Origin of the sequence: Metapseudomonas boanensis, assembly GCF_018704125.1 — a bacterium.
Taxonomy (GTDB): Bacteria; Pseudomonadota; Gammaproteobacteria; order Pseudomonadales; family Pseudomonadaceae; genus Metapseudomonas; species Metapseudomonas boanensis.
Window position 1 is genome coordinate 126,666 of the sequence record NZ_JAGTIS010000007.1, and the last position, 12,145, is coordinate 138,810.

Annotated in this window: 11 protein-coding genes and 1 pseudogene; 6 read left to right on the plus strand and 6 right to left on the minus strand. The window is 60.0% G+C overall.

The genetic code is table 11. The features are described 5' to 3' along the window. Positions 1-43 precede the first annotated feature (43 nt). The 3 genes and pseudogenes from J7302_RS14580 to J7302_RS14590 all read left to right on the plus strand — a co-directional run bounded on the left by J7302_RS14580 (position 44) and on the right by J7302_RS14590 (position 3,716). Complete coding sequence (locus J7302_RS14580; protein ID WP_215375823.1) at positions 44-1,237, plus strand: phospholipase D family protein; 1,194 nt, start codon at positions 44-46, stop codon at positions 1,235-1,237. Positions 1,238-1,962: 725 nt separating this feature from the next. Further along, a pseudogene (locus tag J7302_RS26975) lies at positions 1,963-2,172 on the plus strand (hypothetical protein); the annotation flags it as partial. A gap of 1,352 nt (positions 2,173-3,524) precedes the next feature. Next, the gene (locus tag J7302_RS14590; RefSeq protein WP_215375826.1) at positions 3,525-3,716 is read left to right on the plus strand and encodes a hypothetical protein; all 192 of its coding nucleotides are present in this window, start codon (positions 3,525-3,527) and stop codon (positions 3,714-3,716) included. Between the two features lie 116 nt (positions 3,717-3,832). Here the strand turns inward: J7302_RS14590 and J7302_RS14595 are convergent, their stop codons facing one another. From J7302_RS14595 to glyQ, 4 genes are all read right to left on the minus strand, one after another. Further along, entirely contained in the window at positions 3,833-4,624 is a 792-nt protein-coding gene (locus J7302_RS14595) for a lysophospholipid acyltransferase family protein (protein ID WP_215375830.1), read from the minus strand. Positions 4,625-4,639: 15 nt separating this feature from the next. Then, positions 4,640-5,170 (minus strand): D-glycero-beta-D-manno-heptose 1,7-bisphosphate 7-phosphatase, encoded by a 531-nt coding sequence (gene gmhB, locus J7302_RS14600; RefSeq protein ID WP_394359091.1) that lies wholly within the window; start codon positions 5,168-5,170, stop codon positions 4,640-4,642. A gap of 81 nt (positions 5,171-5,251) precedes the next feature. Continuing rightward, positions 5,252-7,297 (minus strand): glycine--tRNA ligase subunit beta, encoded by a 2,046-nt coding sequence (glyS, locus tag J7302_RS14605; protein ID WP_215375833.1) that lies wholly within the window; start codon positions 7,295-7,297, stop codon positions 5,252-5,254. Beyond that, positions 7,294-8,241, minus strand: coding sequence for a glycine--tRNA ligase subunit alpha (gene glyQ / locus J7302_RS14610; RefSeq protein ID WP_215375837.1), 948 nt, complete (start codon positions 8,239-8,241; stop codon positions 7,294-7,296). Before glyQ ends, glyS begins: the two co-directional genes overlap by 4 nt. An 81-nt stretch (positions 8,242-8,322) precedes the next feature. Here glyQ and J7302_RS14615 point away from each other — a divergent pair, with 81 nt between their 5' ends. The 3 genes from J7302_RS14615 to J7302_RS14625 all read left to right on the plus strand — a co-directional run bounded on the left by J7302_RS14615 (position 8,323) and on the right by J7302_RS14625 (position 10,323). Continuing rightward, entirely contained in the window at positions 8,323-8,874 is a 552-nt protein-coding gene (locus J7302_RS14615; protein ID WP_215375841.1) for a DNA-3-methyladenine glycosylase I, read from the plus strand. Positions 8,875-8,934: 60 nt separating this feature from the next. Next, positions 8,935-9,822 carry a lysophospholipid acyltransferase gene (locus J7302_RS14620; RefSeq protein WP_215375845.1) on the plus strand — a complete coding sequence of 296 codons (888 nt, stop codon included), beginning with the start codon at positions 8,935-8,937 and terminating at the stop codon, positions 9,820-9,822. A gap of 231 nt (positions 9,823-10,053) precedes the next feature. Further along, complete coding sequence (locus tag J7302_RS14625) at positions 10,054-10,323, plus strand: PilZ domain-containing protein (protein ID WP_215375849.1); 270 nt, start codon at positions 10,054-10,056, stop codon at positions 10,321-10,323. Between the two features lie 118 nt (positions 10,324-10,441). On the opposite strand, the gene J7302_RS14630 is transcribed toward J7302_RS14625, so the two are convergent. Both J7302_RS14630 and trkA read right to left on the minus strand, forming a co-directional pair. Continuing rightward, positions 10,442-10,756, minus strand: a complete 315-nt coding sequence (locus J7302_RS14630) for a tetratricopeptide repeat protein (protein ID WP_215375852.1) — start codon at positions 10,754-10,756, stop codon at positions 10,442-10,444. 10 nt (positions 10,757-10,766) lie between these two features. Then, positions 10,767-12,140 (minus strand): Trk system potassium transporter TrkA, encoded by a 1,374-nt coding sequence (gene trkA, locus J7302_RS14635; RefSeq protein ID WP_215375855.1) that lies wholly within the window; start codon positions 12,138-12,140, stop codon positions 10,767-10,769. Positions 12,141-12,145 lie beyond the last annotated feature (5 nt).

The window sequence follows — 12,145 nt, forward strand, 5'->3', positions numbered from 1 at the left end:
CGCCGGCTTTTCTCTGGCGCCTCAATCCGGAAAAGGATTTCTGATGGAGCTTATTTTTCTGCCCCACCAGGCCGATCAAAAAAGCCTGAAAAGCTACTACCATCGAGCCATCGCCGAATCCAAGGAGCTGTACATCGTCAGCGCATACCTGACGAACTGGGATATCGAGGAAAAACTCGGAACCCATTGTGAAGAGTTCATGATGGTGGTGGGTGAGGACTTTGGCCTTACTCGTAAGGCCGCTTGCGAAAGCGTCCTGAAGTGGCTCCCCATTCGGTACAAAACGCAGCTCTTCGCCGCAGAGGGTATTCAGGGATTCCATCCCAAGGCGATGTTCTGGAGAGAGACTGACGGCAAGTGCTACGCCTTGATCGGTTCTTCCAATCTCTCGGTGGCTGCCTTTTCCGACAACCACGAAATCAATGGCTTCACCGCCATTTCGGAGGAGTCTTTCCAGCAGGCCAAAGCTTGGGTTCTGGGGTTGGAGCCGCCGCAGTCGGCCGTTGTTGATACCAAGTGGCTAGAAGGCTATGTAGAGGCCGCTCGCCAACCCAAGCCAAGCAAGAAGGGTACGAACGGAGCAGCAGGTGAGAATGATGATGGCGGTAGCTATGCCGTCGAATATGTCCTCCCGCTCCCGACCGACCTGGAGATGCTGGATAGCATCCTTCGTGCTCGTCGAACTGCTATGAGAGCCTTCAAGGCGAATAGGGACGATCTGGAGAAGCTATTTAGGGATGCTGCTGGTGCTGCAAGGTGGAGCCCGAACAAAAATCTGGCCTTCTACGACAGCCTCCGCGAACTCTGGTCGATGGATGGGGGAAGTCGCTTCCAGGCTAAGGGATGGGAGATCAAGGGCAAGCACGGCGATCACAGGGAGCTTTCCAGGAGCCTAGTTCGTGTTTTGGATGCTCCAGGAGTAGAACGGGACTTGGTGGTTGTTCGAGAGATCAACAGGATGAGTGATATCGTCCTCGAGACTCGAGGATCTTTGTTTACTGAGATGCTCTGCCAGTTCTTCCCGAGTGTTTACCATGTGGCAAACAGCCCCATCAAAGGCTGGTTGAGGGCAAGCGGCCTTGTACGTCCTAGGGGGCTTTCCGAGGGAGACAAGTACATCTATGCAGCTAGGCACCTCCGCACGGCTCTCAGGCGAACCAAGGGCTACCCTGCTAAAAATTTAGCCGAACTAGATGCTCTGCTTTGGTATGCGGAAGACGCCAGGGCAAACGGATAGAGCCAATCTGTCTGGCTCAGCGTGACCTGAAGGTAGCGACATGTCCGGCCTGTAGTACCTGATTTGTGGGCTGTGCGGAAAATGCCATTAATTGCGGTCATTTCGGCGGAAAATGCCACTTTATGTGGCTCAATCATGCCAGTAATCGTGCCCATTTCGCCCGTAAGTCATTGATATTTATAGAGCGGTGAATGACACGTTTATCGCCCGTCGACATGATGTGTGAACGGGCATATTAATTGTCGCGTTTGAGCGGAATTAATGTCGCGATCCAGCTCCAAGCCCCGGCCTCTGTGCCGGGGTTTTTCTTTTGGATCAGCAAGCCGCCGTGCTGCCCTGCCCGTTCGATCTAGGGGCGTCGAATCCACTGTCAGGTTGGCTCGCAGGGCCGATGGGCGGAGCGTTTGAACATCGTTGCGGGTTCATCGGAAGTGACGCCATGCTCAGTAGGCAGGTAGGCAGGTAGGCAGGTAGGCAGGTAGGCAGGTAGGCAGGTAGGCAGGTAGGCAGGTAGGCAGGTGTCGATGGGCGTTGAGTCGGGATTGACCGCTGCCCCGCTCGTCCCCCAGCGCATATTCGGGAATGCTTTCATTGTGTCGCTCTGCATGATCGAGCCGTGTTTTGCCGTTCGTTATTCTGTTGGGTACTCGCCTGGTGCATGCAGTCCGCAGGATACGCTCGTCTTGAAACTGTTGAGCTGCAAGTTGACCTAGGACACTGGCTTTGCGCCCGATCCTTTTGGCCACAACCTTTCCATCTGCAAAGCGATGATTCGCCGAACCAGGCATGTCGGGGAATGGCTGGCTGGCGGGTTTCACTTCGGCAGCGTTGCGTACAGTCGGGGGATACCTTCCTGTTCTTCGGCCTGTTTCGTACAGTTGCACAAACACAAAGCGGCTGGTGATTCAATCCACATAACGCCCTGCGCCACCTGATCAGGGGCTGGCTGCAGATTGCCGAGATACTAAAGGTGGATGCTCTTGATCCGATGGTTCTGCCTTGGGCTCGCTGCCCCCCAAATTTCTCCTTTGGCCCTGACCCGTCGAATACGCTGTCCTGGCAACCAAGCGCCTGAACCTAGGGGCGCATAGAGTGAGATCCCTGGCAACGGAGTGTTCTACGGGTTCAATGAGTGCCTGCAGTCGACTGCAGGCATGAGCGCCTTCAGAATGCGTGGGTCACCCGCGGCCAGGCCAATCCCATCTGAGCTATCACACGGATCTGGACCGGTGGGCACTCGACAGTGCGTCTTACCTTCTGCGGAGCGCCGCCCGGAGTAGGACTTGTCCTGGATGTCTGCGCCATTCCTGAAGCGCTGTGTTGGCTTGAGGCCGTGCCGCGAGGGCGTCGCACCAAGCGATTAACCTTTGCCTGCGATACACGCTTTGCCGCGAGCTAGGGAAGGCCTCTAAAAAGGTAACGAAGTGTGGCCTTGTGGGCAGGGAGGAGTGTTACCGGTCATGTGTATCAGGATGTGAGTCCGGGTTGAAAGGGAACAATAATGGGCTACTGAGGGGGTGGTGTTCGATCTGAATTTTTATAAGCTATTGATTTGTAAGGTTTTTATATAATTGGCATGGCAAATGCTTTATTGCTGGCACAACAAAAACAAGAAAGCTGCAAAAAAGAAGATATCTCGACTCTGACACAACAAAAACAACAGGGCAGAGGAGAAGCAAACAGATCTTTTTGGAGAAGGTGTTCGGCTCCGGGCTCTCCCCGGCGAACTGGTCCACAGAATAAGACTACTTGAAAGTAGCTCAGGTATCAGTCGGCTCACAGCGTGACAGTTGCAAGATCGGCGTCCAAAAAAATATGTTTGCCCTGGATCCATTATGGGATCCGACAACTGCTAGTTTGAAATAAAGATCGCTAACAACAACAACAAGTCGATCAAGAAGAAGAACAAAGCACCAAAAAAAAATTTGAGGGGAGCCCAGGCTCCCCTCAGTGCTTTCCGGGATTCTGACTTCCTTCCCTTTCTCTCTGGTTCCAAAGCCGGGTTCACCGGACGCGGCAGTTGTCCAGGTGGATTTACCGCTTACCGACTTCCAAGCTTTGCCTGACCTACCTCGTCGTTCCAAGCCCCATTTGTGGATACCCCAATATGGATGGCCACTATGTTGGAAGCTTTTAACGTCGTCCATGAGTCCGTTATGCATGCGTGAGCGATCGGGAGAGGGATTGCTCTGGTATCCGAAAAGTGGTCGACCGAAGACGTGCAAAGTGCCCTGGTGCTCCCTGCATGCCTTAAGCTGCTTTCTTGTGACGGGTGGAGGAGATGAGGATGGACGAACAGCCTAAGTCAGGTGCTGTGACCGACGAGGAGATTAGCGCCTTCATGCTGCGGCAGTTGCGGTCAGGCAGAGTCAAGCCTGCGGTTATGGTCGTCCTGACCGAGAAGGCTTTCCCCGAGGTGAGCAGGGAGCGAATCATCCAGTGCTTCAACGCCCTGGATTCGACCTACCTGAAGGGATGACGTCATGGGCCTGCGGAAAAGTTTTATGCACTTTTCCGTCAAACCCGTGCCTTTTAAATTTATTCAATAAAATCAATAGAATGTAATGCTGAATGGCACTCACGCCAATTTTTTGTTCACAGCTTATCCACAGAATCACGCGGAACGCTTGGATTGCTCGAGCCAGGTAGATCCGCGAAGCCTTCGATCTGTTTCTGGGTCTGCTCAACCCAGGCATACGCCCGGTCGTTGAGTTCGGCGATGGACCGAGGGCCTTCTCCTTCGGCGTACATTGGCGGGCCGATGACAACCTGGATGGTTCCAGGGTACTTGGCCCAGCCTTCCTTCGGCCAATAAGTTCCAGCGTTGTGCGCCACGGGCAATACGGGAAGGTTGGCATTAGCCGCGAGTGCTGCGCCGCCACGGGAGAATTTGCCCATCTGGCCGGCGGGCACGCGGGTGCCTTCGGGGAATATCAGCACCCACGCGCCCTGCTTCAGGCGTTCGTCGCCCTGGCTAGCCAATTGCTTGAGTGCGGCTTTGGGGTTGCTGCGGTCAATGGCAATGGGCTTCATCAGCGCCATCGCCCAGCCGAAGAACGGCACGCGCAGAAGCTCGCGTTTGACGACCTGGCTAAGCGGTTCGAAGGCTCCAGAGAGATAGAAGGTCTCCCAAGTGCTCTGATGCTTAGCGAGGATCACGCACGGGCGCTCTGGGATGTTCTCCAGGCCCTTCACCTCATAGCGGATACCGACCACAACCTTGGCCAGCCAGACTGCAGAGCGGCACCAGCGCCAGACGATGAAGCGGTAGCGCGCGTGGAACGGCAGGAATGGCGCGATGAACAAGCTCAGCGTGCCCCAAATGCAGGCGCTCAACGACAGCAGCAGATAAAAGAGAACGGTTCTGATGGTCTGCACAGTCGTCATGGGAGCTAATTGACCTTATTGAAGAAGATGCGCGGCGACGGCCGCCAGATCGTCGAATACCAGGGTGCCGGCCGGCAGGGCCTTGGCCAGCGTGCGTTCACCCTTGCCGGTCTTTACCAGCACGGGCTGACAATCGACGGCTTGGGCGGCTTCCAGGTCACCACTGCTGTCGCCGACGAACCAGATGCCAGCAAGGTCCACGCCGTAGTGCTCGGCGATGCGCAGCAACATGCCAGGCCTGGGTTTTCGGCAATCGCAGCCATCATCAGGCCCGTGCGGGCAATGTACGATCAAGCCGACGTCGCCGCCCTGCTCCGCCACCAGCTCGCGCAGGCGTACATGCATGGTTTCCAGCGTCGACAGGTCGTAATAGCCGCGCGCCAGGCCTGACTGATTGGTGGCCACGGCCACGGTCCAGCCTGCCTTGCTGAGGCGAGCGATGGCGTCGATCGAGGAGGGAATCGGGATCCACTCCTCGAGCGATTTTATGTACGCGTCGGAGTCAAGGTTGATGACGCCGTCGCGGTCGAGAATCACAAGTTTCATGAACAACGCCTGAAGCACGAAGCTGGGAACCTGAAGCCCAGGTTGATCCTGGCTTCAAGGCTCCTGCTTCCGGCTTGCTGTTTAGCCCAGTACCGAAATGTCTGCTACGCCGAGGAACAACCCGCGCAGCTTGGCCAGCAGCGCATAGCGGTTGCTACGCACAGCTGCGTCTTCGGCATTGACCAGCACCGCTTCGAAGAAGCTATCCACTGGCTCACGCAGGCTGGCCAGCCGCTCCAGGGTTTCGCGATAGCTGCCGGCGACGGCGAGGGCCTGTTCGGCCTCGGCGACAGCCTTGGCCAAGGCCTGCTCGGCTGGTTCCTGCAGCAGGGCGCTATCGACGGCTGCCGGTACGCTGCCATCGGCCTTGCTCAGCAGATTCGAGACACGCTTGTTGGCAGCGGCCAGGGCAGCGGCTTCAGCCAGCGCGCGGAAGGCTTGAACGGCCTGGACGCGTTGGTCGAAGTCGAGTGCCGAAACCGGCTGCACCGCGCGGACGGCCAGGTAAACGGCCACATCGACACCTTCGTCTTCGTAACGCGCGCGCAGGCGGTCGAAGACGAATTCCAGCACCTGGTCGGCCAAGCCTTCGGCTTTCACTTTCGCCCCGTAGAGGTCGACGGCAAAGGCGACGGCAGCCGCCAAGTCGAGGCCCAGTTGCTTCTCGATCAGGATGCGCAGAACGCCAAGAGCCTGACGACGCAGGGCAAACGGGTCCTTGCTGCCGGTCGGCAGCATGCCGATGCCGAAGATGCCCACCAGGGTGTCCAGCTTGTCAGCCACGGCCACTGCAGCACCGGTGAGAGTTTGCGGCAGTTCGGCGCCGGCGCCGCGAGGCATGTACTGCTCGTTCAGCGCGTGGGCGACGTCTTCCGGCTCACCGTCGTTGAGGGCGTAGTAGTAGCCGGCGATGCCCTGCATCTCGGGGAACTCACCGACCATTTCGGTGGCCAGGTCGCACTTGGCGAGGAGACCGGCGCGTGCGGCGCGGATCGGATCGGCGCCGATCTGCTCGGCGACGAAACCGGCGAGGCGGGATACGCGCTCGGCCTTTTCATAGACAGTGCCGAGCTGGGCCTGGAATACCACATTCTTCAGACGCTCGTTGAAGCTTTCCAGCTTCTGCTTCTTGTCCTGTTTGAAGAAGAATTCGGCGTCGGTCAGGCGCGGGCGCACGACCTTCTCGTTACCCGAGATAATCTGCATCGAGTCCTTGCTTTCCACGTTGGCCACGGTGATGAAGCGCGGCAGCAGCTTGCCCTGGGCATCCAGCAGGCAGAAGTATTTCTGGTTGTCCTGCATGGTGGAGATCAGCGCTTCTTGCGGCACGGCGAGGAAACGCTCCTCGAACGAGCACACCAGCGGAACCGGCCATTCGACCAGCGCGGTTACTTCGTCCAGCAGGTCGGCCGGAACCACGGCAGTGCCTTTTTGCTCGGCAGCGAGTTCGGCCACACGCTTGGCGATGATCTCGCGACGCTCGGCGAAGTCGGCCAGCACATGGGCTGCGCGGAGGTCTTCCAGGTAGGTTGAGGGCTTGCTGATACGGATGTTGTCCGGGTTGTGGAAACGGTGACCACGGGATTCGCGACCGGCCTTCTGGGCAAGGATTACGCAGTCGACGACTTCTTCGCCGAACAGCATCACCAGCCACTGGGTTGGACGCACGAATTCTTCGCGGCGGGCTGCCCAGCGCATGCGCTTCGGAATCGGCAGGGCCGCGAGGGAGGATTCGACGATGCCGGGCAGCAGGCCAGCGGCCGGCTGGCCTGGAATGCTCTGGCTGAACTTCAGCTTCGGACCGCTCTTGTCGATCAGCTCCAGGTCCACGCCGCACTTGCGGGCGAAGCCGAGGGCGGCCTGGGTCGGCTTGCCTTCGGCATCGAAGGCGGCTTGCACCGGCGGGCCATCGAGGTTGACGCTGCGGTCGGGCTGCTGGGTGGCCAGCTGCTCAATGAGCACCGCGAGGCGGCGCGGCGCGGCATACACCTGGGCCTTGGTATAGCCCAGGCCGGCGCTTTTCAGGCCTTGCTCGATGCCGGCCAGGAAGGCGTCACCGAGGGATTTGAGGGCCTTTGGTGGCAGCTCTTCGGTGCCCAGCTCTACCAGAAAATCTTGTGCACTCATTCTGCCGCCTCCAGCTTGGCCAGTACTTCGTCACGCAGTTCGGGGGTGGCCATGGGGAAGCCGAGGCGCGCGCGCGCCTGCAGATAGCTCTGCGCCACGGCGCGGGCCAAGGTGCGTACGCGCAGGATGTAACGCTGGCGTTCGGTCACCGAAATGGCTCGGCGAGCATCCAGCAGGTTGAAGGTATGGGAGGCCTTGAGGACCATCTCGTAGGTCGGCAGCGGCAGCTGCAGTTCGATCAGGCGGTTGGCCTCGCTCTCGTAGAAGTCGAAGAGCTCGAACAGCTTCGGCACATTGGCGTGCTCGAAGTTGAAGGTGGACTGCTCCACTTCGTTCTGGTGGAACACGTCGCCGTAGGTGACGGTGCCGAAGGGGCCGTCGGTCCAGATCAGGTCGTAGACCGAGTCAACGCCTTGCAGGTACATGGCCAGGCGCTCCAGGCCGTAGGTGATCTCGCCGGTGACCGGGTAGCACTCGATGCCGCCAACCTGCTGGAAGTAGGTGAACTGAGTCACTTCCATGCCGTTCAGCCAGATTTCCCAGCCCAGGCCCCAGGCGCCGAGGGTCGGTGATTCCCAGTTGTCTTCGACGAAGCGGATGTCATGCACCAGCGGGTCGATGCCGATGGCCTTCAGCGAGCCGAGGTAAAGCTCCTGGAAGTTTTCCGGGTTCGGCTTCAGGACTACCTGGAACTGGTAGTAATGCTGCAGGCGGTTGGGGTTCTCGCCGTAGCGGCCGTCGGTCGGACGGCGGGAGGGCTGCACGTAGGCAGCGTTCCAGGTTTCCGGGCCGATGGCGCGGAGGAAGGTGGCGGTGTGGAAAGTACCGGCGCCCACTTCCATGTCGTAGGGCTGGAGCACCACACAGCCCTGCTCGGCCCAGTACTGCTGCAGGGCGAGGATCAGGTCTTGGAAGGTGCGCACGGCGGGCGTAGTCTGGCTCACGAAATTCACCTGTGCTGGGTCTTCAACTGAAAAGGCGGGAGTATACCCGATCCACCCGGCCGCAACCGCATGGAAAGCCTTATGCCACGCTGCTTCTGGTGCAATGACGACCCCCTCTACATCGACTACCACGACACCGAGTGGGGGGTGCCGCTGTGTGAGCCGGCGGCGCTTTTCGAGCTGCTCCTGCTGGAGGGTTTCCAGGCCGGGCTTTCTTGGATCACCGTGCTGAAGAAACGCGAGCGTTATCGTGAAGTCATGTTCGGCTTCGATGTCCAGCGCCTGGCTGCTCTGGCGGACGAGGAAATCGAAATGCTGATGCAGGACCCCGGCATCATCCGCAACCGCCTCAAGCTCAAGGCCGCACGGCAGAATGCTCAGGCCTGGTTGCGCCTGGACGATCCGGTGGCGCTGCTCTGGTCATTCGTCGGCGGGCGACCCAGGGTCAACCACTTCCAGGGCCGCGGCGAGGTGCCGGCAGTGACCCCGGAAGCCGAGGCCATGAGCCGTACACTGAAAAAGGCCGGCTTCACCTTCGTCGGCCCGACCATCTGTTACGCCTTCATGCAGGCGTCCGGCATGGTGATGGACCACACCACAGATTGCGACCGCTACCGCGAACTGGCCCATTGAGGCGGCATTCCCTTGGCTGGGACGCTAGAATGCGCACTTTCTGATCTCCTGGAGTTGCCTGTGGAAAAGCTGAAAGGCGCGCTAGTGGTTGGCTTCCTGCGCCTCTTTGCCCTCCTGCCGTGGCGGGCCGTGCAAGCGGTGGGGGCGGCGATTGGCTGGCTGATGTGGAAACTGCCGAATCGTTCCCGCGACGTGGTACGGATCAATCTGTCCAAATGCTTCCCCGAACTGTCGCCGGCCGAGCTGGAGCAGCGTGTGGGGCAGAGCCTCAAGGATATTGGCAAGACCCTCACCGAAAGCGCCTGCGCCTGGATCTGGCCGGCGGAGAAGTCCATCGGCCTGGTCCACGAAGTTGAAGGCCTGGAGGTGCTGCACGAGGCGCTCGCCAGTGGCAAGGGCGTGGTCGGCATCACCAGCCACCTGGGTAATTGGGAGGTGCTCAATCACTTCTACTGCGCCCAGTGCAAACCCATCATCTTCTACCGCCCGCCAAAGCTGAAGGCGGTGGACGAGCTGCTGCAGAAGCAGCGTGTTCAGTTGGGCAACCGTGTGGCGCCGTCGACCAAGGAAGGCATCCTCAGCGTCATAAAGGAAGTGCGTAAGGGCGGCGCGGTGGGTATCCCGGCCGACCCGGAGCCGAGCCTTTCTGCGGGCCTGTTCGTACCTTTCCTCGGTACCCGCGCGCTGACCAGCAAGTTCGTGCCGGGCATGCTCGCCGGGGGCAAAGCTCGTGGTGTCTTCCTACATGCCCTGCGTCTGCCCGATGGTTCGGGCTTCAAGGTGATCCTGGAAGCGGCGCCGGAAGCCATGTACAGCGAAGACATCGAAGAAGCGGTGGCGGCCATGAGCGGGGTGGTCGAGAAGTACGTGCGGGCTTACCCGACCCAGTACATGTGGAGCATGAAACGCTTCAAGAAACGCCCCGAGGGCGAGAAGAAGTGGTACTGAACGAAGGCGCCGGAAGGCGCCTTTTTCATGTTTGAAAGTTGGGTTGGAGACTTTGTCGCTTCGAATTCATTCGAAAAGCAGGTCAACGGTCTGCCCTGGGAGGTCCTGGGGAGTTTGGGCATCCCTCACCCCAACCCCTCTCCCGGTGGGAGAGGGGCGAGCCGCCCTTGTGCGATTCGACGATAAGCCGTATTAACGCAGCACCGAATCAGCTCAGGATGGCGCGATCCCATGGCGAACCAGCGACAATTTCCCCGAACTCCGATGAAATGCAGGATCAAGATCAGCCATCCGAGCTTCGGTGAGCTGCTGGCCCAGACCCGCGATCTGTCGGATGGCGGAGTTTATGTGCGGCATCCAGACCTGGCCAAACTGCCGGTCGGATCCATTGTCAGCGGTCAAGTGCAGGACCTGCCCATCGAAGCACCGGTATTGCAGATGGAAGTCACGCGAGTTGATGCCGAAGGCGCAGGCCTGCGCTTTCTGGAGCACAGCGCCTAGCTCGGTTTGCTGTCAGCTCCTGCGAGCTGGAGTCGTAGGAGCGAGCTTGCTCGTCGGATGTGAGCCGTGCCCAGCTCTTCGCCAGCAAGCTGGCTCCTACAGGGAGATGCAATGCCATTCAGTGCTGTTGGCGGTCCAGCCGCTTGAGGAACACCGTCATCTCCTTCTCCGCCTGCTTGTCGCCGTGGGCGCGGGCGGCCTCCAGGCCCTGCGTCCATGCCTCGCGGGCGGAGTCATGTTCACCCTGGATTTCCAGGGCCTTGCCGAGCAGTTTCCACGCAGCGGAGTACTTCGGGTCCTGCTCCACGCAGCGGCGCAGATGCTCCACGGCCAGGGCGGCGTTGCCCTGGTCGAGGTACCCCTTGCCGAGGCCGAAACGCAAGAGGGCATTGTCCACGCCCTTGGCCAGCATCTTTTCCAGTCCTTCGAGCATGCTCGTTGCCTCAGAAGAAGGTCAGGCCGACCTGGAACAGGCGCTCAGCATCGCGGATGTACTTCTTGTCCACAAGGAACAGGATCACGTGGTCGCCGGACTCGATCACCGTATCGTCGTGGGCGATCAGCACTTCCTCGTCGCGGATGATGGCGCCGATGGTGGTGCCCGGCGGCAGGGCGATGTCCTCGATCATCTTGCCCACCACCTTGCTCGACTTCGCGTCACCGTGAGCGATGGCTTCGATGGCCTCGGCCGCACCGCGGCGCAGGGAGTGGACACTGACGATGTCGCCGCGGCGCACGTGGGTCAGCAGGGTGCCGATGGTGGCCAGCTGCGGGCTGATGGCGATGTCGATGTCGCCGCCCTGCACCAGGTCCACATAGGCCGGGTTGTTGATGATGGTCATCACCTTGCGCGCGCCCAGGCGCTTGGCCAGCAGCGAGGACATGATGTTGGCCTCGTCGTCGTTGGTCAGGGCGAGGAAGATGTCCGCGTCATTGATGTTCTCCTCCACCAGCAGGTCGCGGTCGGAGGCGCTACCCTGAAGGACGACGGTGCTGTCCAGGGTCTCCGAGAGGTGCCGGCAGCGCACCGGGTTCATCTCGATTATCTTCACCTGGTAGCGGCTTTCGATAGCCTCGGCCAGGCGTTCGCCGATATGGCCACCGCCGGCGATGACCACGCGCTTGTAGCTGTCTTCCAGGCGGCGCAGTTCGCTCATCACCGCACGGATGTGAGCCTTGGCGGCGATGAAGAATACCTCGTCATCGGCCTCGATCACGGTATCGCCCTTGGGCAGGATCGGCCGGTTGCGACGGAAGATAGCTGCCACGCGGGTGTCCACGTTCGGCATGTGCTCGCGGATCTGGCGTAGCTCCTGACCCACTAGCGGGCCGCCGTAATAGGCCTTGACGCCCACCAACTGGGCCTTGCCCTCGGCGAAGTCGATCACCTGCAGGGCGCCGGGGTATTCGATCAGGCGCTTGATGTAGTTGGTGACCACCTGCTCCGGGCTAATCAGTACATCCACCGGAATCGCGTCGTTGTCAAAGAGGCCGGCGCGGGTCAGGTAGGCAGCCTCACGCACGCGAGCAATTCGCGTCGGGGTGTGGAACAGGGTGTAGGCCACCTGGCAGGCGACCATGTTCACTTCGTCGCTGTTGGTCACCGCCACCAGCATGTCGGCGTCATCGGCGCCTGCCTGGCGTAGCACAGTCGGGAACGATCCTTTGCCCTGGACCGTACGGATGTCCAGGCGATCGCCGAGGTCGCGCAGGCGGTCGCTGTCGGTGTCGACGACGGTGATGTCGTTGGCCTCGCCCGAGAGGTGTTCTGCCAGCGTGCCGCCTACCTGGCCAGCTCCGAGAATGATGATCTTCACAGCGT